A 26,337-nucleotide genomic window follows, 5' to 3' on the forward strand; every position below is an offset into this window, starting at 1 on the left:
CGGGCGCCAGTTTCCGTGGCGCAACCGGTCGGCCTCTGGCTACGCCCTGATCGTGTCGGAGCTCCTCCTCCAGCGCACGCGGGCCGAGACCGTGGCGGGGTTTTTCCCACGCTTCGTGAAGCGGTTTCCCAGCTGGAACCTTCTTGCACTGGCAAACGAGGACGAGCTCCGCGCGTTCCTGGAACCAATAGGCCTTTGGAGACGACGTTCCGCGTCGCTCCGCGCACTGGCAGCCGAGATGCGAACAAGGCGTGGAAGATTCCCTACCAATCGCGATGACCTTGAAGCCTTGCCGGGCGTCGGACAATACGTGGCGAACGCCGCGATGCTGTTCTGCCACGGCAAGCGAGAGCCCTTGCTCGACGTGAACATGGCGCGGATCTTGGAGCGATGTTTCTCGCCCCGAACCCTCGTCGACATTCGATACGACCCGTGGCTTCAGGCCCTCGCACGCGCGGTGGTAGATCATCCGCGGGCCCGCGAAATCAACTGGGCGATCCTGGACCTTGCAGCTACGACTTGCACGGTTCGGAAACCTCGTTGCAAGACATGCCCATTGGAGACCGTTTGCCGCTTCGCTCGACGTGTGGGCCACACTTCTGGTTCCCCCTCTCGCACCGTCCAAACGAGAGTAACGGTCCGATCCAGGCCTTTTGAGCATCGCTGCTCTATCGATGATCTTGGAGAGTCTCACGCACTTCCGGCCAAGACAACGCCATCCAATCACGATGGGGCCTCTTGACACGACGCGTCAGATTCAATGCAATCGCACGCGCCGTGTGTCTGTTAAGCCGACATCTCAACGGATTGTGCCTAGAGCCACGTCGACGAGTCGGCAATGCCGATCGGCTCTGACCGTACTACAGTCCTACAGTGGACCTTCTGAAAGTGGCACGTTCAACCCCCAACTCCTGGTCTGAGTCCCTCGGCAACGTCCAAGTGCTGCTCGAAGCCCGTATTGCACGGGAGGGCGCAAAGGCGGCCGATCTGTCGATCGCGCTGACCCATCTCAACCGCAGCCGGACCCAGGTCGAGGCGGAGCTCGCCCGCGTCGCCGCCGGTCCTCCGAAGCGTGAGGGCCGAACGGGCGCTCGGATCACCGAGTACCGCGTCGAGTCGTTTGACGGGCAGGAAACGCTGACCGAGTACCGCGGCCCGATGACCGAGCCGTTCCGCACCCCGCATGCGGTGTACGCCGCGGTCGTCAAGTTCGCCGGTGGTCGGAAGGACCCGTTCGACTTCATGCTCCTGTTCGACACGCTTCGGAAGTCGCTGGGGGAGTTGCCAGACTACCGCGTGCGGGTCTGCACGCGCTTCATGGTTGCCGCGGGCGTGCTCCGTCACGAACGTCGTCGGTTCGTTGCGGCCGACGGCCCAAAGGGCTTCTCGAAGGCTGCCGCCGAAGCTTGGGCTGCCGCGGCAAAGTCACCGCTGATCCCGCCCGCGCGCTGAGCGAAAAACAAAGTAGGCACGAAAGGCGAAGGCATCCGTTCGGTGCCGAGTTGCCACCGCGCCGCTTTGGCCGACTGGGGACACTTTTGGGGACAGCCACCCAAAACGAAATCGAGGGTCGTCGGTTCAGGCCTGTTTTTCAGGCACAAACTGACGACCCTCGATTGTGAAGCGGAGAGGGGGGGATTCGAACCCCCGAAACGGTTGCCCGTTTACGCGATTTCCAGTCGCGTTCCTTCAGCCTCTCGGACACCTCTCCGGCTGGGGGAATCGCAAGGTTAGGCCGCGCGAGGCCCGCGCGGTAGCACGCGTGACGCGGCCCGCTCGCCCCATCGCCCGTGCATCGCCAGGGTTGCGGCGGCGTATCCCAGCGTCGCGCCGGCGATCACGTCGGACGGGAAGTGCGCGCCGAAGATCACGCGAGAGAGACCGACGATCACCGCGAGCGTCCACACCAGCACGCCCAGCCGGGGATACATGGCGTGCAGGGCGACCGCGAGCACCATCGCGGCCGATGTGTGGCTCGAGGGCATCGACCACAGGTCCGAGGAGATGCCCCCCCAGAACTCCCACGCGTGCCGCTCGACCAGGCCGGGCCCGTCGGCCCCGGGGCGCACCAGGTCGAACGTCGACCAGGGCGGGGTGAACGACACGACGGGCACGCTCTCGAATCCCGACGCCGACCTGGCGGGGTCAAAGACCACGCGCGGTCGGGGGCGGCCGAACGCCATCTTGGCGACCTGCACGAGCGCGGACGTCGCGAGGGCGGCGACGATCCAGTCCAGCACGCGGGTGCGCTTCGCCGGGTCGAGCAGCAGCACGCACGCCCCCGCGATGAGGCTCGACGCAAGATCGCCGAACTGCTGCAGGAACTGGAGCGTGCGCCGGACGTCTCCTCCAAGGCGGAGATCGCCGCCGTCCTGCAGGCGGAGGGCGGCCCGCGCGACGGGCTCGTCGACGAGGAGGCACAGGCACGTGAGGGCGGCGCCGGCGAGCAGGGCGAGGGCGGCGCGACGGGTATAGTCGGCGGGCGCGGGGATCGCCGCGGTCGGAGCCTGCATGGACGTGCTGGGCGTGGTCATGCCGGGGCGGTTCGGCCAGACGTCGGGGCGGCGCGCGCTGGCGGGGACGTGGTGGGGCGGGCTCCTGCTCGTGCTGATCTGCCTCGCAGTGTATCTGCCGGCGATGTGGAACATGCCCCCGGTCGACCGCGACGAGTCGCGGTTCGCGCAGGCCAGCCGCCAGATGGCCGAATCGGGCGACTGGGTGATCCCGAAGGTGGGCGAGCGGCCCCGGCTCAACAAGCCGCCCCTGATCTACTGGGTGCAGGCGCGGACCGCGCAGGCGCTGAGCGGCGGCGACGTGCGCCGCGACGCGATCTGGATGTACCGCGTGCCCTCGCTCGTGTCGGCGGTGCTCGTCGTGCTCCTGACGTGGCGTCTGGGCTGCTCGATGTTCGCCCCGAACGCGGCGTGGGCGGGCGCCGCGCTCGTGGCGATCTGCCCGCTGATGGCCTGGGAAGCACGCCAGGCACGCGCCGACATGCTCATGATCGCGTTCACTACCGCGGCGGTGTGGCTGCTGTGGGAGACGCTTCGTCGCCCCAGCGTCGCCCGGGCCGCGGCGTTGTGGATCGCGGTGGGGTTCGGCGTGCTCGCCAAGGGACCGGCCCCGCCCCTGATCATCGGGATGACGCTGCTGGTGTGGTGCGTGCTGCGCGGATCGCTCGCGCCGCTGCGCGCGACGCGCCCGTTGCTCGGTGTGGCGATCGTGGGCGTGACGGTCATGCCGTGGGTGCTGCTGGTCGCCCAGCGCGTGGGGTTCGAGAACTACCTCGGGATCATCCACACCGAGACGCTGGGGCGCAGCGTGGAAGGGGCCGAGGGGCACTGGGGCCCGCCGGGGTACCACCTCGTGCTGACGGTGGTCATGTTCTTTCCCGGGTCGCTGTGGCTGGTCGGTTCGATCGTCCGGGGGGTGCGTGTCGGGCTGCGCTGGGAACCGTCGGCCGGGGGCGTGGTCGCGCGGGTGCGCGGCGCGCTCCGCACGCTGCGCGTGGGCCGCCCGGCCGAGTGCTTCCTGCTGTGCGTGCTGGTGCCGTCGTGGATCGTGTTCGAGGCGATCGGGACCAAGCTCCCGCACTACGTGATGCCGCTGTACCCGGCGCTGGCGCTCCTGGCGGCCCGGGCGGCGATGTCGAGGTCCGCGTGGCTCCTGCGCTGGCGCGCACGGCCCACGGTGGTCGCGCTGGTGCGGGCCTGGTGCATCGCGGGCGTGCTGGTGGGCGCGACGGGGGGGCTCGTGGGCGTGCTGGCGGCGTCGGCGGGGGCGTGGTGGGCGTGGGGCGTGGTCGGGGCGAGCGTGGCGGGGGTGCTGGCGTTCCTGATCGACGCTCACGGGCAGATCTCGCGCCGGGACTACTCGCGCGTGCTCACGCACGCCGCGGGCCTGGGAGCCGCGAGCCTCGTGATGATCGGCGTGACGCTGGCGCACGCGCCGCAGTTGTGGGTGGTCGACAGGCTGGTCAAGGCGGCCGGGCGGCACGGGGCGCGAGACACCCGCCCGCTCGCGTTCGTCGAACTCCACGAGGACAGCTCGCGGTTCCTCACGCGCGGGCGCGTGGTGTGGCTGAACGAGCACGACACGCGCGGCTTCCTCCGCGAGAATCCCGATGCGCTCATCGTCATGCCCGCGCCGATGGCCGCTCGCTGGCGCGGATTCCGCACCCTCGACGAGGTCTCGGGCTTCAACTACCCCAAGGGCGCCGCCGGCACGTGGCGGCTCGGGGAGTTCCCGCCATGACCGAGCCCCCGCCGCTGGACGGCCTGCTGCTCATCGACAAGCACGTCGGGCCGACGTCGATGCAGGTGTGCGCGAACATCCGCCGGCGGCTGCGCGAGGGGGGTGCGCCCAAGCGCGTGAAGGTCGGGCACGCCGGCACGCTCGACCCGCTCGCGTCGGGGCTGCTGGTGGTGCTCGTCGGGCGGGCGACGCGCCTGTGCGACCTCTACATGGCGGGCGAGAAGGCGTACGTCGCGCAGGTCGATCTGTCCGCGAACTCCGCGACCGACGACGCCGAGGGCGAACGCACGCCCGTTGATGTGCCGGTGCCCCCGACGCGCGGCGCGGTCGAGCGCGCGCTCACGGGCTTCGTCGGCACCATTTTGCAGACGCCCCCGGTCTATTCGGCGGTGCACGTCGACGGGCGGCGGGCGTACGCCCTCGCGCGGGCGGGCACGCCCCCGCAGCTCCTGCCCCGCCCCGTGTTCGTCTCCGCGCTGCGACTCACGGACTTCGCCTGGCCCATCGCGACCGTCGAGATCGAGTGCGGCAAGGGCTTCTACGTTCGCAGCCTGGCACGCGACCTCGGACGCGCGCTCGGCGTCGGCGGGTTGCTGGCGTCCCTCCGACGCACGCGTGTCGGCGCGTTCAGCGTCGGGCAGGCGGTGCGCATCGCCGACCTGCCGAACGCGATGGACCAGTCGCACCTGGCGCCCGCGCGCCCCGGGCCCGCGCCGCTCACGCTCCCGGATCCGCCGATGCACCCGGGCTCGACGTCAGCGCCCCCGGCGTCGCCGTGAACTGCCACCGGTCGGCGTGCACGCGGCACGCGCCGGTTCGCGCCACACGCTCGACCAGAAGCCCGGGCAGATCGGTCTCGCGAGGGCGGTGGTCGCTGCGCCGGACCGCGGCATCGATCAGCGTGAGGCGCGTGACGCCCTGCTCGGCCAGCCAGCCGGCCAGCGCGACACCCCGCGCGGCGAGATCTTCGCCCGGAAAGACGGCGGGCGGATCAGTCGTCATCGTCGGACTCAGCATGCGGCTCGACATCAACCGACGCGAGCCCGGGCGTGGCGCCCGGGCGCCAGAGTTCCTGGGCGTCCTGTCCGTCGCAGACGCGCCGCATGGTGAGGTAGAGAAGCGTGCCGCCGGTGAACCAGAAACTCATGACGTACGACCCGATGGCGAGCGAGGGAATGGCCGCCCAGAATCGCAGGAAGCGGGAGGCGCCGACACGCGGGGGGGCGGCATCGTCGCGCGGGGGCGCGGGCGGGGCCGGCTCTCCCCGGGCCGCTCGCTCCAGGCGCTCCCGTCGCGGCTCGGAGATAAGCGCCGTGGTCGTCGCGGCGGTCAGGCGCTGTCCGGCGCCGAAGACGACTTCGAGGACCGAGACGACGACGAACAACTGCACGAGCAGGACGGCCAGGTACGCGACGAGGCGTGCGGGCTTGGTCAGGGCGTACGCGATGGTGCGCTGGACGCTGTCGATCGCGTCGGTGCCTTCGCACACGACGCCCGGCACGAGCATCGGGGCGCCCAGCAGCAGGGCCAGCCCGAACACGACGACCAGCACGCCGACGAGCATCGCCCCGCCGTAGAGAACCCCGCCGACGACGTCGGCGACGGGGAAACTCAGCAGCAGATAGCCGGCGCCGGCGAGGAGGGCGCACACGATCGCGAGCAGCGCGACGGGCGCGATGAGCACGAGCGCGAGCGAGACGCCCCGGGAAAGGGCGATGCCGAGCCCGGATGTCCAGGGCGACCGGACGAAGAGGGCGTGTTCCTCGGCGGTGAGGCGCGAGATGGCGCCGCCGAGCACCCCGCACGCCGCCAGGGCCGGCAGCGCGATGGCGAGCGTGCTCCACGGGTTGTTGCGGAGGGACTGAAGCGGGGCGCCGAGCGTGAGGTCGGCGAGCGCGTCGAGTGCAAGGGTGAGGTCGAGGCGGACGACGCCGCTGCGGAAGCGGTCGAGGGCCTCGCTGCCCAGGTTGGCGAGGGTGGGTGCGGGGCCCTCTCCCGCGCCTAGCCAGAGCGAGGGCAGGTGCACGAGCAGGCCCAGGATGACGAGGAGCACGCCCGCGAGGCCGAGGCGCGCCGGGCGGAGCGCGAGCCGGGCGGTGCGGAGCAGGGCCGGCCAGACGAGCGTGGATGCGATCTCGTCGAACGAGGGCGCCTGCGAACGGAATCGTTTCATGCGGGGACTCCCACGGGGCATTATCGCATAGTGCGGGCGCCGGCGCGCCGGGGGCGTCCGTATCATCCGCCCCATGACCCGCTCCGCGCTGCGGTGGACGCTCATTCTCTCGTGCCTGCTGGTGCTCGGCCCGCTCGCGATGGCGGCGCTCGCGCGCGTGCACGACGCGGACGGCGGACGGGCGGCCACGCTGCTCGTGAACGACACGCCTGGGGCGGCGCTCGCGGGGGCTGCGCTCACGATCGTCGCCGCGGGGGCCGTGGGCCTGCTGGGCGCCCGGTTCTTCTCGCTCAACACCGGCTGCCTGTGCGCCGGGCTCGTCGTCGCCTGGGCACGCTGGGGGCTGGGCACGCTCGACGGGCTGGTGCGGGGCGAGTCGCCCGGCTCGGTGCTCCCGTGGCTCGCCATCGAGAACGTGCTCGCGGTGGCCGCGACCGTGGCGCTCGCCCTGGTGATGGGACGCGTGGCGGCCCGGTACCAGCCGAGCGTGCGCCCGCCCGGCGCCGCCAAGCCCCACGCCGGGGGACTCTTGTCCAGCATTGTTCGGGGCGAGGGTGCGCCGGTGCCCGCGCTGGTCGCGAGCGGGCTGGTGGGGATGGTCGCGCTCGTGCTCGCGACGTGGCTCGTCGCCGCGACTCCGCTGCGAGGTCAGACGTTGATGGCCGCCGTTGCGGGGACGATCGCGTGCGGGGCCGCGGCGCAGTTGGTGGCGTCGTCGATGCGCTGCTCGCTCACGCCCGTGACGGTCGGCCTGTTCGTGCTGCTGGCGGCGGGGGTGTCGCCGCTGGTCGCGTCGATCATGCACGGCTCGCGCCTGGTCGACGCGGTGTTCCAGGGGCGGGTGATCGGTCTTGCGCTCCCGCTCTCGCTCGACTGGGCGGCGGGCGCGTTGCTGGGCGCACCGATCGGGCTGTCGTGGGGCGGCGCGATCGTCGACGCCCGGGCCGCGGAAGAGTGACGCATCCGGGGCGTCTCCGGCATCGAAGCCCGTATCGTGGACAGAGCGATCCCCCTATCGTCCGGTGAACAAGCCAGCCCGCTCGTTCGCGGAGGTTCGATGGCGCAGAAGACTCGTCGCAAGCCCGTGCGGACCAGCGGCCCGGCGGCCCGCACCGCGGTCGCTCGCCCCAGCCCGAAGACCGCCCGCGTCAAGATGCCCGACGTGCAATCGTCCGACGACCTGCGCAATGTCGCCATCGACCGCGTGGGCGTGAAGGACATCACCTACCCGATCATCCTCCGCACGCGCGACGGCGGCACGCAGGCCACCGTCGCGAAGATCAGCATGTACGTTGCGCTCCCGCACTACCAGAAGGGGACGCACATGTCCCGCTTCCTGGAGGTGCTGAACGATCACGCGGCCGAGCCCGTGACGCCCGACCGCATCCCGGAGATCACGCGCGCGATCTGCGGCAGGCTCAACGCCGAGGTCGCGCACTTCGAGGCCCGGTTCACGTACTTCATCAAGAAGCCCGCCCCGGTGACGGGCCAGATCGGCCTGATGGACTACGAGGTCACGTTCGAGTGCACCGCGAACGGGGAAGACGATTTCATCATGGGGGTCGCCGCCCCCGCCACGAGCCTGTGCCCGTGCTCGAAGGAGATCAGCAAGTACGGCGCGCACAACCAGCGCTGCCGCATCGAGGCGAAGGTGCGGCTGAACGGGATGATGTGGATCGAGGACCTGGTAGAGTTGCTGGAGCGAGCGGCGAGCTGCCCGGTCTTCGCGGTCCTCAAGCGCCCCGACGAAAAGTGGGTGACCGAGAAGGCCTTCGAGAACCCCAAGTTCGTCGAAGACATCGTGCGCGACCTGGCCCTGGGGCTGGAGTCCGACGAGCGGGTCCGCTGGTTCTCGATCAACTCGGAGAACTTCGAGTCGATCCACAACCACAACGCCTACGCGCAGATCACCCGGGCGACGCGGCGCTGAGCGACCGGCGCCCGATCGTTCTCGGTGCGGCGTCGGAATCGCCGATCCTATCGTCGGCGTGTCGCTCAAAGTCCTCATTCCCAGCATGTTCCAGCGAAGGGTGCTCCTGCTCGGGGTGCTCTTCGTGCTGTCGCTGTCGCCGCTGGCGGCCCAGTTGGTCCGCCTCACGCTGGCGCAGGGCGCGGACCTGCGGCTGGCCGCCGAGGCGCGGCTGACACGCAGCCAGGAGACCCCGACGGTCCGCGGTCGGATCGTCGACCGCAAAGGGCGGGTGCTCGCCCAGGACCGTCCACGGTTCGACCTCGCGGTCGACTACCGGGTCATCGACGGGACGTGGGCGACGGACCAGGCCCGTCGGGCGGCGGCCCGGGCGGCTGGGTCCGCGTGGGGCAGCCTGAGCCGCGACCAGCGCCAGGCGATGGTCGACGTGTACGTGCCCGTGTACCGGGTGCATCTCGACCGCGCGTGGGACCGGCTGGCGGAGGTGGGGGGCGTGTCGCGTGCGCAGCTCGACCGGGCGCGCGACGGGGTGATCGCGATGGTGACGCGCCGGCAGGACGCCGTCACCGCCGCCCGGCTCGAACAGGAACGCGCGCGAGTGGCGGCGTCGGGGCGGACGCCGACGGCGCGTGACGAGCGGGCGATGCGCCGGCGTGCGGAAGCGCCGATCCTGGAGAAGGAGCGCGCGCACGTGGTCATCGCGCGTGTCGACGACGAGCGGGGCTTCCGGGCGATCGGCGTGAGCGAAGAGCAGGTCGAACTGGAACTGCCGCTGGCGGACGATCGCCTGAGCGAGGCGCGCCGGCTGCCGGTGGACATCGTGCCGACGGTGCCGGGGCTGTCGGTGCGCGACAGCGGCGAGCGCGACTATCCCAACGAGAACGTGCGCGTGCGGATCGACCGGACGACGCTGCCCAGGCCGGTGGCGTCGGACGAGCCGCTGGAGATCGAGGTTTCGGGCGTGGCGTGCCATATTCTGGGAACGCTGCGCGACACGGTGTTCCAGAGCGCCGCGGGCGATCCGGCGTCGGGCACGGTGGACGTGCTGGGCGACGCGGACCGGCGGCGCGAGTACTTGAAGGCCCGGCCGGAGGTGGCCGAGCGTGCGCGGCGCGGGCTGGGCGGCGACCGCGGGTCGTACCGCGACGGGGACCGGATCGGCGCGTGGGGGCTCGAGCACACGTACGAGAACGAGCTGCGCGGGCTGCGGGGCGTGCGGACGACGCGCGTCGACACCGGGGAGCGGGAGTTCGTGCCCCCCGAGCCGGGGCGCGACGTGCGGCTCACGATCGACGTGGATTTTCAGGCGCGGGTGCAGGCGCTGCTGGACCCGCGTCTGGGGCTGGCGCGCGTGCAGGACTGGCACAAGCAGGAGAGCCCGACGCAGCCGGTGGGGTCGGACCTCGCCGGGGCCGCGGTCGTGCTCGATGTGGATACGGGCGACATCCTGGCGCTGGTCTCGACGCCGACGTACACGCGCGAGGAGTGGGAGACGCAGCGCGAGCGTCTGGCGGCGGACCTGGTCGGCACGCCGCTGGTGAACCGGGCGACGGGGAAGTACTACACGCCCGGGTCGATCGTGAAGCCGCTGATCCTGGTAGAGGCGGTGGCGCGCGGGAAGTACGACGTCTCGCAGGCGATCGCGTGCACCGGGCACCTGTACGAGCGCTCGCCCAACGCGTACCGCTGCTGGATCTACAAGCGGTTCCAGACGACGCACTCGGCGACGCTGGGGCACGACCCCGGGGCCGAGGAAGCGATCATGGTGTCGTGCAACATCTTCTTCTTCACGCTGGGGCGTCGGCTGGGCCCGGAGGGCGTCATCACCGCGTTCCGCGACTTCGGGGTCGGGAGCACGTTCGGGCTGGGCGTGGGGGGCGAAGCGCCCGGCGCGCTGGGGTTCGACGCGGCGCACCCCCTGCTGGGGATCGAGACGGGCGACGCGACGCAGATGGGGATCGGCCAGGGCCCGGTGACGTGGACGCCCCTGCACGCGGCGAACGCGTACGCGACGCTGGCGCGCGACGGGGTGTGGGTGCAGCCGCGGATCGTCGTGGGCGCGGCGCGTCCCGAGCCGCGCGACCTGGGGCTGGACCCGCGCGCCGTCCGGGCGGCGATCGAGGGCCTGCGCGCGAGCGTGGGCGAGCACCAGGGGACGGGCAACCACATCGCGACGGGGAACGGCGAAGAGCCGATCTTCAACGTGCCGGGCGTGCGGGTGTGGGGCAAGACGGGCACGGCGCAGGCGCCGCGGATCTTCACGCGGGGCGAGCCGCGCGAACTGCTGGAAGAGGGCGACCACTCGTGGTTCGTGGTGCTGGCGGGTCGAGACCGCCCGCGCTACGCGATCGCGGTGGTGATCGACTTCGGGGGGAGCGGGGGAAAGGTGTCGGGGCCGATCGCCAACCAGATCATCCATGCCCTCGTCGCGGAGGGATACCTGTGACGCGGGCGGGGAGTCGCTAGTGTCGTTCGTGCACACCAATCAGGCGGTGCTCCGCCCGGGCGTGCGGGTGCGCCCGGTGCTCGGGGCGGCGGCCCGTGCCGGGCCCGCGTGGCTCACCGTCGGCGCGTCGCTGGGGCTGTCGCTGGTCGGGCTGCACGCGATCGACGTCGGGGCGGGCGTCGCGGATCGCGCGCTGTTCGAACTGGGCCCGCTGGCGATGCGCCAGGGCGTGTTCGTGGGCGCGGGCGCGCTCGCCGCCCTCGCGATCATCCTTCCGAACTACCGGCTGCTCGGATACGCGTCGTGGGTGCTGTTCGGCCTGGCGCTCGCGCTGCTCGTGGTGCTGCTCCTGCCCTTCGTGCCCGCGTTCCTGGTCCGCCCGCGCAACGGGGCGCGGAGCTGGATCGACCTGGGGCCGGTCGACCTGCAGCCCAGCGAACTCATGAAGATCGCGTGGGTCATGGCGCTCGCGTGGTATCTCCGCTACAAGGGAAACCATCGCACGCTGCGCGGGCTGCTGCCCCCGGCGCTCATCACGGCGTTGCCCGTGGGGCTCATCGTGCTCCAGCCCGACCTCGGCACGGCGTGCCTGTTCATCCCCGCGTTGTTCGCCGTCCTCGTCGCCGCCGGCGCCAAGCTCTGGCACCTCGGGCTCATCGTGCTGCTCGCGGCGCTCGCCGCCCCGGCGGCGTACCCGATGCTGCTGCCCCACCAGAAGGCGCGCCTGGCGGGGCTGGTCATGCAGATGCAGGGCGACGAGAGCGCCGACCAGGACATCAACATGCAGTCCGCGACCGCCAAGCGCCTCGCCGGGGCGGGCGGGCTGGCGGGCGCGGGCCAGCACATGTCGCGCGTGCTCGTGCGGTACAACGCGCTGCCCGAGCGGCACAACGACATGGTCTTTGCCGTCGTCGTCAACCGCTTCGGGCTGGGCGGGGGCCTGGGCGTCCTGGCGCTCTATGCGCTGTGGGCGGTCGGCGCCCTGTGGACCGCCGCCCTCTGCCGCGAGCCGTTCGGCAGGCTCGTGCCCGTCGGGCTGGCGGCGTTCGTCGGCGCGCAAGCGTTCATCAACATCGGGATGAATCTCGGGCTGCTCCCGATCATCGGCATCACGCTCCCGTTCGTCAGCCACGGCGGCTCGAGCATGGTCACGTCCTGGCTCATGACCGGGCTCGTGTGGTCGATCGCGCTGCGCCGCCCCCGCGTCACGGTGCGCAAGAGCTTCGAGTGGGACGAGGACTAGCCCCGCGCGGCCCGTCCCGCGCCCCGTGCTGGGCCCGGCACGGGCGGACTACGCTGGGCGCATGACACCTTCCCGGCGCCCGCCGCGCTCTGCGCCGCACCAGCGCCTTGGCTCGCGCCAGCAACCCGGGCCCCGCCAGCGCCCCGGCTCAGGCCAGCGACCCGGGCCCCGCCAGCAGCCCGGGCCCCGCCAGCAGCCCGCCGCCCCGCAACGCGACGCGATCGATTTCGGCCTCGCGGGCGTCGCGCCCATGCAGCCCCCGCCCTGGTTTGCGGGCGCCGCCGCGGAACTGGGTATCGAGTTCGAGGGCGACGATGTCGGGCGGCTCGGGCGGTTCCTCGCGATGCTCTTGCACGCGAACGAGCGGGCGAACCTGACCAGCGTCGTCGAGCCCGACGAGGCCTGGCGCCGGCACATCCTCGACTCCCTCACGCTCATCCCCGTGCTCGCCCAACTCCCCGAGGGCGCGCGGGTGATCGACGTGGGCACCGGGGGCGGGCTGCCGGGCATGCCGCTGGCCATCAGCATGCCCCACCTGCGGTTCACGCTGATGGACGCGACGGAGAAGAAGATCCAGTTCCTGCGTCAGGCGGCGGGCGCGCTCGGGCTCGCGAACGTGGAGTGTGTGCAGGCCCGGGCCGAGGACGCGGGGCAGGACCGGGGCGAGCGCGGGCCCACCGGGCGCGTCGGCGGGCACCGCGAGCGGTACGACGCGGTGGTCGCGCGGGCGTTGGGCCCGCTGCGCGTGCTGGCCGAACTGACGGTGCCGTTCGCGAAAGCGCAAAGCGAGGGCCTCCCGGGCGGGGTGATCGCGCTGATCAAGGGGGCAAAGGCCGAGGCAGAACTCGCGGAGGCGGTCGGGGCCCTGCGGCTGCTCAAGGCGTCGCACGCGGAGACGCTGGAGACGCCCACGGGGCGGATCGTGCTGCTCGAGAAGGACGCGCGCACGCCCCGGATGTACCCCCGCCGCGACGGCGAGCCCAAGCGCGCCCCGCTGGGCGGGTAGGCCCGCGCCGTGGCATACTGCGCGGATGCTCTCGCTCGTCGCGCTGTACGCCACGCTCCTGCTCTGCGCCGCCGGCATCGGCGCGCTGGTGTACCGCTACGACCTGTACGACAAGGAGCCGCCCCGCCCGCTCGCGCTCGCGGTCGTCCTCGGGGCGGCGTCCATCTGGATCGCCGGGCGCGTGCAGGGCGTGCTCATCGATATCACCGTCGACGTCGCGCACGAGGCGGCGGGTAACACCATGTGGGCCCTGTTCGCCGGCGTCAGCGAGGAGGTCGGCAAGATCGCGGCGGTCTTCGTCGTGCTGCTCGTCTTCCCCAGGCACTTCAACGACCCGCTCGACGGGCTGATCTACGGCAGCTTCGCCGGCATGGGCGCCGCGCTCGAGGAGTCTGTCTTCTTCGTCGGGTTCAATGATGGGTCGCCCTTTCTCCCCGGCCAGGAGCCGGTGCGGCTCGCCGGGCACCTCATCATGGGCGGCATCGGCGGGTTCGGGCTGGGCCTGCGCGCCATGCGCCACCCCCGCTGGAGACTCGCCGCGGCGGCCTCCTTCGCCGGGGCGGCCCTGCTGCACACACTCTGGGATGTCGTCGCGTTCGGGGCGGCCGACGAGTACGACCTGCGCGGGCGCGTCTCGGCCTGGCGGACCGCCGCTGGCGTGGTCCTGATGCTCCTGGGCATGGTGGCCTTCCGCTGGATGGTCTCGCGCGGGGCCGCGCTTTCCAAGCGGGTCTTCGACACCCGGCCCGAAGCTCCGCCCGGCGAACCGGCGTAAGCCCACGGCGGGCTACGCTGCGTCCGTGACGCAGGACGCCGTGCAGATCCTCTCGTCGCGGGGGCCCATCGCCGCCCACCTTGGCGCGTCGTTCGAGGCCCGGCCCGAGCAGGGGCACATGGCCCGGGGCGTGGCGGAGGCGATGGATACGCGCTCGCACCTGCTCGTCGAGGCGGGCACCGGCGTGGGCAAGAGCTACGCCTACCTCGTGCCCGCGATCCTCCGGTGCATGGAGCGCAACGAGAAGGTCGTCATCGCGACCAACACGATCGCCCTCCAGGAGCAGCTCGTCGAGAAGGACGTGCCGCTGCTCACCGCCCTGCTCTGCCCGCCCCCCGCAAGCCTCGACGACCCGCCCGCCGTCCGCCCGGTGCTCGTCAAGGGGCGGGGGAACTACGTCAGCGTCCGGCGGCTCAAGCTCGCGTCGCAGCGTCAGGACCGGCTCTTCGCCGACGCCGCCGCCCGGCGCTCGCTGCACGTCATCGAGGACTGGGCGATGCAGACCCGCGACGGGACGCTCAGCACGCTGCCCGCGCTCGAGCGCCCGGGCGTGTGGGACAAGGTCCAGTCCGATTCGGGCAACTGCATGGGGCGAAAGTGCCCGACGTACGCGCAGTGCTTCTATCAGGCGGCCCGGGCGCAGATCGAGCACGCCAACCTCTTCATCACCAACCACGCGCTGTTCTTCGCCGACCTCAACCTCCGCGCCCAGGACGCGGGCATCCTGCCCGCGTACGACCACGTCGTGCTCGACGAGGGGCACGGCGTGGAAGACGCCGCGAGCGACCACTTCGGGGTCAGCCTCGGCGAGGGACGCGTGCAGCACCTGCTCACGACGCTCTTCCAGGGGCGGTCGAACAAGGGGTACCTCACGCACCTGACGCTGGCGATGGGCGAGGCCGACCGCGTGGGCGGGGCGGTGCGGAGCGTCGAGCAGGCGGCAGGGGCCGCCCGCGCGTTCTTTGACGACCTGCGCCACCTGATCGGCGCGGACGGTCGCGAGGCGCGCTCGTGGATCGAGCGCTCGCCCGCTGGCGCCCGGGGGGCCGACGAGCCCCGCTCGGCGCGCCTGCGCGGGCCCGGGTGCGTGCCGAACGTGCTGACGCCGGCGATGCGCGAGCTCTCGCTGCGTCTCAAGGGCCTGCGCGAGAGCGTGAAGGCCGACGAGGATCGCTACGAACTGAACGCGTACGCCATCCGCGCCGAGCAGATCGCGCTGGACGCCGAGGTCCTCGTGTCGCAGCAGATGCCCGGCAACGCGTACTGGGTCGAGGTCGCGGGCGGGGGAGAGGGGCCGCGGGGCGAGCGCGTGACCCTGGCGTGCGCGCCCATCGAGGTCGGCCCGATCCTGCGCGACCGGCTGTTCCGAGCGGGCTGTTCGGTGGTCGTCACCAGCGCGACGCTCGCGACCCGGGGTGTGCGCGACGACGAGCCGACCGAGACCGCCGAGACCGCGTTCGCGCACGCCATCACGCGCCTGGGCTGCGAGGGCGCCCGCTGCCTGCAACTGGGCAGCCCGTTCGACTTCGCCAGCCAGATGGAGGTGCACCTGGGGGCGCCGCGCGCGGGCGAGCACGCGCGGGGCCTCTCGCCGCTTTCCGCGGCCATTCTGCACCACGTGCGCGCGACCCGCGGCGGCGCGTTCGTGCTGTTCACCTCGTTCGCCTCCCTCAACCGCTGCGCGAGCGAACTCGCCGGGATTCTCGCCAACGACGGCTACCCGCTCGTGGCCCAGGGGCGCGACGGCTCGCGCACCGCGATCCTCCAGCGATTCAGGGAGAGCGAGCGGGGCGTGCTCTTCGGGGCGGCGTCGTTCTGGCAGGGCGTCGACGTGCGAGGCCAGGCCCTCCGCAACGTCATCATCACCAAGCTGCCCTTCGACCCGCCCGATCGCCCCATCACGCAGGCCCGGGGCGAGCTCATCCAGTCGCGCGGCGGCAACCCGTTCATGGAAGACGCGCTGCCCCGGGCCGTCATCAAGTTCAAGCAGGGCGTCGGACGACTCATCCGCAGCGCGAGCGACCACGGGCGCGTCGTGATCCTGGACGATCGGGTGCGCACCGCGCGGTACGGGCGGCTGTTCCTGAACGCGCTCCCCGCGGGCGTGCGGATCTCGCCCGCGGACGACGAGTTCGCCCCGGACGGGGGCGATCCCGGAGCCTGACGCGGGGTAGGGGAAAACCGCATGCGCGAGGCATATTCGGGTGAAGTTTGGGGGATCGCCGACCTACCGTAGCACCTCAGGAGAACCCTTATGCTCGGACGCGTCTTCAAGGCCTACGACATCCGCGGCACGTACCCGGATCTGCTGAACGACACGATGGCGTGGCAGATCGGGTACGGGGCGAGCAAGTACCTGCTGGCCGACGCCGCCGCGGCGGGCGATTCGACGCCGATGATGCACAACATCGTGGTAGGCCGCGACATGCGCGCGAGCAGCCCGAGCCTGGCGAAGCAGGTGATCCAGGGGATCCGCGACCAGGGGGGCGACGTCATCGACATCGGGCTGTGCGACACGTCGATGATCTACTTCGCCATCAACCACCTGGACTGTGCGGGCGGGGTGATGGTGACCGCGAGCCACAACCCGCCGAACTACAACGGGTTCAAGATCAGCAAGCGCAAGGCCAAGCCGGTGGGCGAGGCGACGGGCCTGGCGGAGATCCGCAAGCACGCCGCGATGGTGGACAAGTCGTCGCTGGTGAAGCAGAGCGGGCGCGTGGAGGAGCGCGACCTGTGGCCCGCGTACACGCGCCACGTGCGGAGCTTCCTCGACCTGCCCGCGGGCAAGAAGCTCAAGATCGTGATCGACGCGAGCAACGGCATGGCGGGGACGATGATCCCCAAGGTCTTCGGGAAGGACGGCCCGATGGGCGCGGTGCCGGGGCTCGAGATCATCCCGCTGCACTTCGACAACACGAAGAACCAGTTCGTGCACGAGCCCAACCCGCTCGTCGCCGCCAACATGAAGTGGACGCAGGACGCGGTGCTGGCGCACCACGCCGACGCGGGCTTCTGCTACGACGGCGACGCCGACCGCTGCATGGCGGTGGACGAGAAGGGGCGCATCGTGGGGTGCGATCACCTGACGGCGTTGCTCGCGAAGCACTTCCTGGCGCAGGCGCCCGGGTCGGCGATCGCGTACGACCTGCGTTCGACCAAGGCGGTGGAGGAGGACGTGCTCAAGGCCGGGGGCAGGCCCGTGCGCGGGCGGGTGGGGCACGTGTTCATGAAGCAGGCGCTCGCCGAGCACGGGTGCGTGTTCGGGGGCGAACTCTCCGGGCACTTCTACTTTGCGCGGAACTTCAACGCCGACAGCGGCGCGATCGCGATGTGCTCGCTGCTCACGGTCCTGGCGCGCAGCGGGAAGCACCTGAGCGAGCTCGTCAAGCCCATCGCCCGCTACGCGCAGAGCGGGGAGATCAACTTCCAGGTCGAGGACAAGGACGCGGTGCTTGCCGAGCTGCGCGAGGACTACGGCCCGGGCACCGAGGCCGATGGCGTCATCGACGACCTCGACGGGGTCACGATCGACTGCTTCAAGAACCACGGCTGGTGGGCGAACATCCGCAAGAGCAACACCGAGCCCCTGCTCCGCCTCAACCTCGAGGCCCGCGACAAGTCGACCCTCGATCGGATGGTCGACGCGATCTCCCCGCGCCTGGGGCGCCGGGTCGATCACTGATCTCCCGCCCGCAGGGGCCTATGCCCCGTGAGAGGCTGACGCACGCGTGATCCTGAACGAGTTCCTCGAACACTGGGGCCTGCACGAGAACCCGTTCAAGGGCGAGGAGGCCCGCTCCGACCATGTGTTCGCGCGCCTCTGCGGCACCGACGCGCCGCCCCCCGGCGCCGAGTTCCGCCACGTCCCCACGCAGGGCACCTACCACGCCGAGTTCGAGAAGATCCTCGGCGACCTGCGACGTCCCTCCGGGTCGGTCGTCTTCGGCGAGAAGGGCAGCGGCAAGACCGCCATCCGCCTGCAGATCGCCCGGCGCATCGACGAGTTCAACGGCGCCAACCCCGGCGCCAAGATCCTCCTCGTCGCGTACGACGACCTCAACAACGCGCTCGACCAGCTGCACGAACGCCTCGGGGGCAAGGCCCCGCTCGACTCGCTCCAGAAGATCCGGATGGTCGATCACATCGATGCGATCATGCACCAGGTCGTGCCGCGGCTGGTCGATTCCATCCTCGGCGAGAACGACCCCGACGCGCGCCTCGCCCTCGCCGACGACGGACCGATCGCCAAGCGCCTCGACAAGCCCACGCGGCGTGACGTGCTGCTCCTGCAGGTGCTGTACGACCGTCCCCAGCACGCGACGCAGCGCACCGCGCGCCTGCGCTCACGCCTGCGCCTGCTCCCCCCGGGCAGCGCCATCTGGGGGCGCCTCACGCTCGTGCTGGTGCCGCTGCTCATCGTCGCCGGGTGGTGGTGGGGCAAGAAGCTGCTCCTCGCGCGCCCGGCGGACGCCTCGCCCGCGCTCGACCCGCAGTGGGCCGACTGGGCGCTGGCGGCGTTCGCGGCGCTCTACGCGATGCTGGCCCTGAAGATCGGCGTGTGGGACCGGCTCGCGCTGCTCCGCCAGGCCCACCGCGTGCGTCGGCAGATCCGCGTCATCGGGCGTGGCGACATCTCGTTCGCCGGCTCGCTGCGCCATGTGCCCCGCTGGTTCCGCGAGGCCGCCCACCTCCCGCTCACCGACTCGGACGAACCGCGCTTCGAGATGATCGAGCGGCTGCGGCGCGTGCTGCGGAACTTCGGCTACGCGGGCATCGTCGTCGTCATCGACCGGGTCGACGAGCCCACCATCGTGAACGGCGATCCCGAGCGGATGAAGGGCGTGGTGTGGCCCCTGCTGAACAACAAGTTCCTCCAGCAGGAGGGCTTCGGCGTGAAGATGCTGCTGCCGATGGAGCTGCGCCACGCGGTGTTCCGCGAGAGCAGCGCGTTCTTCCAGGCGGCCCGCCTCGACAAGCAGAGCATGGTCGAGCGGCTCTCGTGGACGGGGCAGACGCTGTACGACCTGTGCGAGTCGCGCCTCAACGCCTGCCGCAACCCGGGCCTGCCGACGCTGCCGCTGATCGACCTGTTCGCTGAGGACGTGACGCGTCAGGAACTGGCCGAGGCGCTGGAGCGGGTGCACCAGCCGCGCGACGCGTTCAAGCTGATGTACCGGTGCATGAACGAGCACTGCGCCGGGGTGACGCGGGGCGAGGGCCAGTGGCGCATCCCGCGCCACGTGCTGGTGAACGTGACTAAGCAGGAGTCGGAGCGCGTGCAGCAGATGCACCGGGGCATCAGGCCCGGGTAGCGGCGACAGGCCGCAGTCGCCGTCCGCCCGCGAGCAGCAGCACCCCCGACACGCCCGCCGGCGCCGCCAGCAGCGCCCACGCCGCCGGGTGCGGGAAGAACGCGACCGCCCACACCGCGTAGGTCAGCGCGAGCACCGCGCCCGCCATCGGCCAGCGCAGCGGCAGCAGCGCCAGCACGAGCACGCCGCCCAGCATGCCCCCCGCCGGCGCCAGCGCCCCCGTCGGCTCGGCGATCACGCTCATGATGATGAACCACGATCAGAACGCCGCCCACACGAGCAGCACCGTCTGGCCCGCGTACCGGAACCAGCGCCGGCGCGGCGGGGTCGTTGCGATGCCCGGCGCGCCGGGCGCGGGAGGGGCTGCCTCGGGAACACGGGCGTCCTGAGTCATCGAGTAAAGTGTACGCTAACTTGCCGTGCGTGTCCAGACCGCCCGACGGGTCCGGCCTGCGGCTCGGGCCGGCGGTCAGCGCACCGGCACGAGCCGCGCGTACTCGAGGATCAACGTCTTGACGCCCAGGTCGCGGAACTTGACGGTCGCGCGGGCCTGCGCGCCCGGCGTGATCGACACGACCTCGCCCACGCCGAACTGCGGGTGGCGGACGCGCTCGCCCACCTGGAAGGGCACGCTCGGCGTCGGGCGCGGGCCCGGCGGGCGGGGCGGGATGGTGCCCGTCGGCCCGACACGGCGCGATGGGTGTCCTTCGCCCTCGTCTTCGTCGCCCCGCCACGCGGGGTCCAGCCCCTCGAACGCGTCGGACTGATCGGCGATCGCGAGGAACTCGCGCGGCAGTTCGCCCAGGAAGCGACTGGGCACCGTGCGGTCGGGCACGCCCCGGTGCGTGCGGTACTTCGCGCTCGTCAGCAGCAGTCGGCGCATCGCGCGGGTGATGCCCACGAAGCACAAGCGCCGTTCCTCTTCCAGGTCGGCGTCGCTCTCGAACGCACGGCTGTGGGGCAGCATTCCCTCCTCCAGCCCGATCATCGCCACGCTGTCGAACTCCAGCCCCTTCGCCGCGTGCAGCGTCATGAGCGTGACGCTGCCCTGCGCGGGGTCCACCGCGTCGGCGTCCGCGACGAGCGCGACGCTCTCCAGGTACGCGCGCAGCAACGCGAGCAGCGGGGGGGCGCTCTGGATGCCCGGGGCGAGGGCGGCGTCGGATGTCGGGTCGTACTCCATCTCGAACTGGCGCGCCGACGACACGAGCTCGTCGAGGTTGTCCACGCGCTGCGCGTCGGCGTCGCTCCCGCTCGTCTGCGCCTGCTTCGCGTACATGTCGCGCAGGCCCGACTCGCGGATCACCCGGTCCACCAGATCCGTGAGCGACACCGCGACCGTCTGGCCCATGAACGTGCCCCCGCCCGTCCACGCGTCGAGCATTTCGAGGAATCGCCCGATCGCCGGCACGGCCCTGGCCCCCAGCCCCGGGACCTCGCCCGCCCGGCGCAGCGCCTGGAGCGCGGGGACGCGTGCCGCGCCCGCGAAGGCCTCGAGCGCGTCGAACGTTGTCTTGCCGATTCCCCGCGTGGGCGTGTTGATGATGCGGGCGAGCGAGACGTCATCCGCGCCGTTCGCGACGACGCGGAGGTAGGCCAGGGCGGTGCGGACCTCCTCGCGCTCGAAGAACGCGGTACCGCGCGCGATGGTGTACGGCACGCCCCGCGTGCGGAGGGCGTCTTCCATCACGCGCGAGAGCGAGTTCGTGCGGTAGAACACGGCCATCTCGCGCCACGCGGCGCCGGCCTCGTGCCGGCGGGCCAGCCAGTCGGCGACGAGCGAGGCCTCGTGCCCCTCGTCGCGGCAGAGCACCGCCTCGGGGTTCTCGCCCCCGGGCCGGCGCGTGAACAGCGGCTTGTGCTTGCGCCGCTGGTTGTGCCGGATCAGCGCATCGGCCAGCGCCAGGATCGGCGCGGTCGAGCGGAAGTTCTCGCCCAGCGTGATCACGCGGCATCCCGCGTAGTGCTCCTCGAACTCCAGGATGTTGCCCAGGTCCGCCCCGCGCCAGCCGTAGATCGACTGGTCGGGGTCGCCGACGACGCAGATGTTCGGGGCCGCGGCGCAGGCCGCGCCGTCCGGCGACGACCCCGCGCGCGGCCGGCCATCCCCGGCGATCATCGACGCGATGACGAACTGGGCGTGGTTCGTGTCCTGATACTCGTCGACGAGCAGGTACCGCCACCGCGACTGGCACTCGCCCCGCACGCTCGCGTTGTCGCGCAGCAGCTTGGCCGTCAGCACGAGAAGATCGTCGAAGTCCACGGCGTTGGCCTGGCGCATGAGGCGGGTGTACTCGGCGAAGATGCGCGCGATGTTCTTCGTGTTCCACTCGCGCGCCCGCGCCGCGTACGCCTCCGCGTCGAGCAGATCGTTCTTGGCGCGAGAGATCGCCGACAGCACGCTGCGGGGCGGGAAGTTGCTCGTCGCGAGCTGGCACGCCTCGATTGCCTTCTTGCACAGCGACGCCTGGTCGTCGCTGTTCATGATCGAGAACTCCGCGCTCAATCCCGCCTCGGGCGCGAACCGACGCAGCAGGCGCGCGCACAGCGCGTGGAACGTCGTGACCGTGAGCCCGCGGGCCCGGCGGTCCTCCGCGCCGCCCAGCAGCGTCAGCACGCGCTCGCGCATCTCGGCCGCCGCCTTGTTCGTGAACGTCAGCGCCAGGATGTTCCACGCCGGCACGCCGCACGACACGAGGTGCGCGATGCGCCGGGTGATGACCCGTGTCTTGCCCGACCCCGCCGCCGCGAGCACGAGCAGCGGGCCCTCGGTGCACAGCACCGCGTCGCGCTGCTCGGGCGTCAGCCCGCGCAGCAGCGTCGCGCTGGGGTCGTCCGCGGTGTCCGGGAGGCCTCCGTGCTCCATCGTTGCCGAGTGTAGACGCGGGCCCGCCCATCACCTGACACCGGGCGACATCCGTCGCGGCACGTGCGCCGGGCGGCGCTAGCTGGGCGACGCGATGTCGTCGTCATCGCCCGCGGGCGCGTCCGGCCTCCGGGGCGTGGCGGGCGTCGTCGGCGGCAGAGTCGTCGCCGGCGGGGCCCCCGCGACGCTCGGCTCCTCGTGCCGCGCACCATCGGGCCCGGTCGCGGCGCGCGTGACCAGCGTGATGCCCTCGGGCAGGTGGGCGCTCACCGTCGCGAGCACGTCGCCCGCGACGGCCCGCGAGAACACGCCCCGGCGCGTCTTGCCCATGATCAGCGTGTCGCACCCGAACGTCACCGTGTAGTCGAGGATCTCGTCGGCGATCTCGGGCGACGTGACGTAGATCGGCACGATCGGCACGCCCGCCTGCTTCGCCAGCACCGCCACCGTGCCCAGCGCCTCCTGCGCCTGCGCGTCGTTCTCGATGGTGGGCATCTGCCCGGGGCGCACGTCGATGACGCGCAGCGTGCGCACGTAGATCACGAACAGGATCGCGTTGCGCCGGCGGGCCAGGTCCACGGCGAACTCGGCGTTGCCCCGCCCGCGGGCCGCCAGCATGATCCGCGGGCGTCCGCCCTCCAGGCGCACCTCGGCCGAGCGGATCTCCGCGAGCCATCCCGCCTCTGGGGTGGGCAGGGGCTCGACCCCCGCCTTCGGGCGGCGCGCGTGCACGACGTACCGCGCGCCCAGCACCACCGCGACGATCGAGCCCGCGAAGACCGTCGCGTGCGGCTTGGCGACGATGATCGTCAGTTCGATCGCGCTCATCAGCACCGCGAGCCCCCACAGCCCCGCGCGCTCCAGGCGCGTCATCACCAACTCGCGGTTCGCGGCGCAGCACGCCATGTTGATCGCGATCGCGCCCACCACGCCGATCGCGTACAACTCGGCCAGCGCCTTGTCGTCGTGCACGAACAGCAGCACCAGCGCCGGCAGCCCCGCCGCCAGCAGCAGCCCCACCCACGGCACGCCCGAGTAGTTCAGCCTCGTCAAGCCGCGCGGCAGTTCGTTGTCCTGCCCCAGCGCGTAAAAGACCGAGACCATCGCCAGAATGGCCGTGTTCGCCGCCGACAGCAGCAGCAGCCCGAACACGATCCCCGACGCGATCGCCACCGCGTTGCCGAACGTCGGGCCGAAGAGGCGCGAGCCCGAGTAGTCGCCGAGCACCTTGACCGCCGTCTGGCGATACTCCTTCACCTCTGCCAGGCGCTCGCGCTCGCCCTCGAACGCCGCGACCTCCTCGGGCGTCGCGTCGGGGCGGGGCGTCAGGTCGCTCGAGAGATCCATCCGCTGCTCGTACTTCACGTAGTCCGGGACGTCGGTGTCGATCCGCCCCGGCAGCGCGTTGATCGCGATGCAGAAAATCGTGTTGAGGATCACGACCTCCAGCAGCACCGGCCAGATCGTGCGCTTGGCGGTCTTCGGCACCGGCTCCTTCATCAGCCCCGTCATGCTCGCGACCGCCTCGACCCCCGACAGCGCCAGCACGATCCGCACCAGGCTCTCCCACCGGTCCCAGGTGGTGTCGATCCCCTCGACGTTGAACTTCGCCACCCGCAGCCCCTCGGGCAGGAGGGGGATGCACAACGCCCCGATCACCGCCGACGCCCCGATCGCCGCGATCGCGATCACCAACGCGAACCGTCCCGCGGCCTTGGCCCCGAACCAGTTCAGCGCGCCCAGCACCCCCATAGTGCCCATCGCGCAGATCACCACCATCGCCTGGCTCTGCACGCCCAGGTAGTGAAACCCTTCGATCGCCGAGAGCGCCGCCGTCACGATGAAGTCGCACAGCAGCAGCGTCGCCGCCACCACGCTCAACAGCGGGCTGATCCGTCGCGCCGCCGAGTACACCCCGCCCCCGTCCGGAAAACTCCGGCAGACGACCGTGTACCCCCAGGCCACCCCCGCCATGATCACCGACATCACCAGCAGGTAGAACAGCGACGCGTGGGCGGTGTAGTAGAACGACAGCCCCAGCACGTACAGGCGGCTCGTTCCCCAGTCCCCGAACAGCAGGGGGCCCGCGTGCAGCCAGCTCAGGTTCCGCGGGCGTTTCTCAGAAACGAGCATCGACGATCAGGGGCGGCCCCGCTCCGAATGGGAAGCCCGGAGTGTACGGACTACGCCGCTCCCGTCAGTTCGGACGCCGGTCGGACGCTGGCCGGGTGCGTGCCCCCCACGCACCCCCGCCGCGGGTCGCGGGCGTGGCCGCTATCGCGCGAGTTCCGCGACCTTTTCGCACATCCGCCCGATGCCCGCGAAGACCTCGTGCGGGGCCGCGTCGCACATGTACGCCGGCGTCGTCACCACCAGGTTCTGCTCGTCGACGTACGCCTCCATGACGGACTTGGGCACGTTCGTCGAGCCCATCATGGCGATGGCCTCGGCGGTGGCGGCGTCGGTCCCGATGGTCACCTTGACCCCCGGCCCGCCCTTGCGCGTGCCCAGCACCCGGGCCGCGAGGACGGGCGCGATGCAGCACAGCCCGATCGGCTTGCCCGCCCGATGAAACCCCTGGATCACGCGTTGCACGTCGGGCAGCACCTCGCAGTTCGCCCCGCCGCGGTCGCCGGCCTCGCCGTAGGTGCACAGGTTCTTGGCGGCCCCGAACCCGCCGGCGAACACCACGGCGCTCCACTCGCCCGGCTCGAGCCGGTGCAGGGGCGCGATGTCGCCCCGCGCGATGCGGGCGGCCTCGACCATCATGTTCCGCGTCTGCCCGCCCGGCGCCGGCGCCCCCGTCGCATGGTTGATCACCTGCGCCTGGGGCGCATCGGGCGCGAAACACTTGTACGCCACGCCCAGGCGCGACAGGTGCACGAGAATGCTCACCGACTCGTGAATCTCCGAGCCGTCGGCGCGCCCGCAGCCGGACAGCACCACCGCGCAGGTCTTTGGCATCGTGACCTCCGGGCGCAGTGTACCCGGCGGGGTCGGGGCCGGACGAATGACATCGGGTCGACGCGTCGCCTTACTGCGGCATGGGGATGCGCCCGCGCGGCGCGGTCAGTTCGGGCGCCGGGGGAGGCGAGGGCTGTTCGGCCTGCTGCGCCTGCATCGTGGCGGAGATTTCTTCCACCCGCTGCTGTGCCGCGGCGTCGGTCTCGGACGGGGCCGCCGAGCCGCCGCTGAGCGAGACGTAGGCGATGATCGCCCCGACCAGGCACAGACCGATGAGGCCGATCTGGATGTAGAACTTCTTCTTGTTCTCCATCGCGTCTTGGAGAAAACTCACGGCAGGTCCACTCCGCGGAAGCCGAAGCGCGTCGCCCAGAAGTAGGCGGGGTACGGCCCGTTCGGCGCGGTGATCTCGAACTGGAACGGGCTGTTGTACGCGGTGGTGTTGTACACGAAGAAGTACCGCAGTTCCTGCTCGGTGGCGAATCCCGGGCCCCACGTGCCGGCGGGCTGGAAGAGCGTGCCGTCGCCTTGGTTGGTGTTTCCGGGGTTCGTCGAGGTCCGGTTGATGACGTTGGACATGTTCACGCTCTTGGCGCTGCCGTCCACGCACGCCACCTGGGGCGTTGCCTGCGGCTTGTTCCACTGCACGATGCGCCCGTTGCGGGTGCGCGTGTAGAAGTCGGCCCGCTCGAAGAGAAGCACCTTCTTCGAGGGGCTCAGCGCCTCGCTGAACTTGTTGCGCCGGATCTGGAAGTTATTGCTGGCCGTCGGGAACGGTCGGGTCGCCGTGGCGCCCGAGAATCGCGCGGGGTCCTGCCAGAAGACCGGCGGGTACCAGTACGACACGGGGAAGATCCACGACAGATCGCCCGATGCGGACGGATCAGGGTTGTTGCGCAGGAAATCCAGCATCGCGAAGTCGGCGGGCGCAAAGCCCGACCGGGCGCGCGAGGTCTGTTCGGCGTCGCCGAACAGCATATGGCTCAGCCAGTGGTACCCGAACGTCTCGGTGCCGCTGTTGCTCTGCGTGCCCTGCCCGTAGTCCCAGGCGTACTGGTACGGCTGATGCCCCTCGCGGGCGGCGACGCCCAGCGGCTCGAAGACCACGTTGCACTCGTTCCACCCGCCGGTGCGGAACCGGCGCGCGGCGAACGGATTCAGGAAGTCCTCCTTGTTGTCGGCGCTGTAGTACGCCATGTAGGTCACGTTCTGGCGGAGGTTCGAGAGGCTCACCGCGCGCTGGCCGCTCTGTCGCGCCTTGCCGATCGCCGGCAGCAGGATCCCGATCAGCAGCGCGATGATCGCGATGACGACCAGGAGTTCGATCAGGGTGAAGCCACGACGAATGGATCGGTCGAACATAGA

Annotated in this window: 22 protein-coding genes and 1 tRNA gene; 12 read left to right on the plus strand and 11 right to left on the minus strand. The window is 71.3% G+C overall.

The window, feature by feature from the left end:
* The first annotated feature begins 873 nt into the window (after window positions 1-873).
* Window positions 874-1,452 (plus strand): hypothetical protein, encoded by a 579-nt coding sequence (locus SFY69_00065; GenBank protein ID MDX2130431.1) that lies wholly within the window; start codon window positions 874-876, stop codon window positions 1,450-1,452.
* Between the two features lie 172 nt (window positions 1,453-1,624).
* Here SFY69_00065 and SFY69_00070 read toward each other — a convergent pair.
* Window positions 1,625-1,711, minus strand: a tRNA-Ser gene (locus SFY69_00070).
* Window positions 1,712-1,730: 19 nt separating this feature from the next.
* On the minus strand, window positions 1,731-2,534 hold the full coding sequence (locus tag SFY69_00075; GenBank protein ID MDX2130432.1) for a phosphatase PAP2 family protein: 804 nt from the start codon (window positions 2,532-2,534) through the stop codon (window positions 1,731-1,733).
* Here SFY69_00075 and SFY69_00080 point away from each other — a divergent pair.
* Together SFY69_00080 and truB are read left to right on the plus strand one after the other, a co-directional pair.
* Window positions 2,512-4,254, plus strand: coding sequence for a glycosyltransferase family 39 protein (locus SFY69_00080; GenBank protein MDX2130433.1), 1,743 nt, complete (start codon window positions 2,512-2,514; stop codon window positions 4,252-4,254). The genes SFY69_00075 and SFY69_00080 overlap by 23 nt on opposite strands.
* On the plus strand, window positions 4,251-5,033 hold the full coding sequence (gene truB, locus SFY69_00085; GenBank protein MDX2130434.1) for a tRNA pseudouridine(55) synthase TruB: 783 nt from the start codon (window positions 4,251-4,253) through the stop codon (window positions 5,031-5,033). The genes SFY69_00080 and truB overlap by 4 nt, the downstream gene beginning before the upstream one ends.
* Here the strand turns inward: truB and SFY69_00090 are convergent.
* Together SFY69_00090 and SFY69_00095 are read right to left on the minus strand one after the other, a co-directional pair.
* Window positions 4,972-5,256, minus strand: a complete 285-nt coding sequence (locus SFY69_00090; GenBank protein ID MDX2130435.1) for a hypothetical protein — start codon at window positions 5,254-5,256, stop codon at window positions 4,972-4,974. The genes truB and SFY69_00090 overlap by 62 nt on opposite strands.
* Window positions 5,246-6,427: a hypothetical protein gene (locus tag SFY69_00095; GenBank protein MDX2130436.1), complete on the minus strand. Its 1,182-nt coding sequence runs from the start codon at window positions 6,425-6,427 to the stop codon at window positions 5,246-5,248. Before SFY69_00095 ends, SFY69_00090 begins: the two co-directional genes overlap by 11 nt.
* Before the next feature lie 73 nt (window positions 6,428-6,500).
* Here SFY69_00095 and SFY69_00100 point away from each other — a divergent pair, with 73 nt between their 5' ends.
* The 9 genes from SFY69_00100 (at window position 6,501) to SFY69_00140 (ending at window position 19,142) form a co-directional block, all read left to right on the plus strand.
* Window positions 6,501-7,385: a hypothetical protein gene (locus SFY69_00100; protein MDX2130437.1), complete on the plus strand. Its 885-nt coding sequence runs from the start codon at window positions 6,501-6,503 to the stop codon at window positions 7,383-7,385.
* 195 nt (window positions 7,386-7,580) lie between these two features.
* The gene (folE2, locus tag SFY69_00105) at window positions 7,581-8,357 is read left to right on the plus strand and encodes a GTP cyclohydrolase FolE2 (protein ID MDX2130438.1); all 777 of its coding nucleotides are present in this window, start codon (window positions 7,581-7,583) and stop codon (window positions 8,355-8,357) included.
* A 58-nt stretch (window positions 8,358-8,415) separates the two neighbouring features.
* Window positions 8,416-10,803 carry a penicillin-binding transpeptidase domain-containing protein gene (locus SFY69_00110; protein MDX2130439.1) on the plus strand — a complete coding sequence of 796 codons (2,388 nt, stop codon included), beginning with the start codon at window positions 8,416-8,418 and terminating at the stop codon, window positions 10,801-10,803.
* A 19-nt stretch (window positions 10,804-10,822) separates the two neighbouring features.
* Complete coding sequence (locus SFY69_00115; GenBank protein MDX2130440.1) at window positions 10,823-12,046, plus strand: FtsW/RodA/SpoVE family cell cycle protein; 1,224 nt, start codon at window positions 10,823-10,825, stop codon at window positions 12,044-12,046.
* Window positions 12,047-12,107: 61 nt separating this feature from the next.
* Window positions 12,108-13,052, plus strand: a complete 945-nt coding sequence (gene rsmG, locus SFY69_00120) for a 16S rRNA (guanine(527)-N(7))-methyltransferase RsmG (GenBank protein ID MDX2130441.1) — start codon at window positions 12,108-12,110, stop codon at window positions 13,050-13,052.
* A 25-nt stretch (window positions 13,053-13,077) separates the two neighbouring features.
* Entirely contained in the window at window positions 13,078-13,827 is a 750-nt protein-coding gene (locus SFY69_00125; GenBank protein ID MDX2130442.1) for a PrsW family glutamic-type intramembrane protease, read from the plus strand.
* Between the two features lie 25 nt (window positions 13,828-13,852).
* Window positions 13,853-15,991: a helicase C-terminal domain-containing protein gene (locus SFY69_00130; GenBank protein MDX2130443.1), complete on the plus strand. Its 2,139-nt coding sequence runs from the start codon at window positions 13,853-13,855 to the stop codon at window positions 15,989-15,991.
* A 90-nt stretch (window positions 15,992-16,081) separates the two neighbouring features.
* Window positions 16,082-17,512 carry a phosphomannomutase/phosphoglucomutase gene (locus SFY69_00135; protein ID MDX2130444.1) on the plus strand — a complete coding sequence of 477 codons (1,431 nt, stop codon included), beginning with the start codon at window positions 16,082-16,084 and terminating at the stop codon, window positions 17,510-17,512.
* Between the two features lie 46 nt (window positions 17,513-17,558).
* Entirely contained in the window at window positions 17,559-19,142 is a 1,584-nt protein-coding gene (locus SFY69_00140; protein MDX2130445.1) for a hypothetical protein, read from the plus strand.
* On the opposite strand, the gene SFY69_00145 is transcribed toward SFY69_00140, so the two are convergent.
* The 7 genes from SFY69_00145 to SFY69_00175 form a co-directional block, all read right to left on the minus strand.
* The gene (locus SFY69_00145) at window positions 19,129-19,386 is read right to left on the minus strand and encodes a hypothetical protein (GenBank protein MDX2130446.1); all 258 of its coding nucleotides are present in this window, start codon (window positions 19,384-19,386) and stop codon (window positions 19,129-19,131) included. The two genes, SFY69_00140 and SFY69_00145, sit on opposite strands and share 14 nt — an antisense overlap.
* A gap of 15 nt (window positions 19,387-19,401) precedes the next feature.
* Window positions 19,402-19,536, minus strand: a complete 135-nt coding sequence (locus SFY69_00150) for a hypothetical protein (protein MDX2130447.1) — start codon at window positions 19,534-19,536, stop codon at window positions 19,402-19,404.
* Between the two features lie 75 nt (window positions 19,537-19,611).
* Complete coding sequence (locus tag SFY69_00155; GenBank protein MDX2130448.1) at window positions 19,612-22,008, minus strand: UvrD-helicase domain-containing protein; 2,397 nt, start codon at window positions 22,006-22,008, stop codon at window positions 19,612-19,614.
* Window positions 22,009-22,086: 78 nt separating this feature from the next.
* Window positions 22,087-24,141 carry a universal stress protein gene (locus tag SFY69_00160; protein MDX2130449.1) on the minus strand — a complete coding sequence of 685 codons (2,055 nt, stop codon included), beginning with the start codon at window positions 24,139-24,141 and terminating at the stop codon, window positions 22,087-22,089.
* Between the two features lie 141 nt (window positions 24,142-24,282).
* On the minus strand, window positions 24,283-24,972 hold the full coding sequence (gene elbB, locus SFY69_00165; GenBank protein MDX2130450.1) for an isoprenoid biosynthesis glyoxalase ElbB: 690 nt from the start codon (window positions 24,970-24,972) through the stop codon (window positions 24,283-24,285).
* 70 nt (window positions 24,973-25,042) lie between these two features.
* Window positions 25,043-25,306: a hypothetical protein gene (locus SFY69_00170; protein MDX2130451.1), complete on the minus strand. Its 264-nt coding sequence runs from the start codon at window positions 25,304-25,306 to the stop codon at window positions 25,043-25,045.
* Window positions 25,303-26,334 (minus strand): prepilin-type N-terminal cleavage/methylation domain-containing protein, encoded by a 1,032-nt coding sequence (locus SFY69_00175; GenBank protein ID MDX2130452.1) that lies wholly within the window; start codon window positions 26,332-26,334, stop codon window positions 25,303-25,305. The genes SFY69_00170 and SFY69_00175 overlap by 4 nt, the downstream gene beginning before the upstream one ends.
* Between the last annotated feature and the right edge of the window lie 3 nt (window positions 26,335-26,337).

It is taken from the genome of Planctomycetota bacterium (assembly GCA_033763975.1).
Taxonomy (GTDB): domain Bacteria; phylum Planctomycetota; class Phycisphaerae; order Phycisphaerales; family UBA1924; genus RI-211.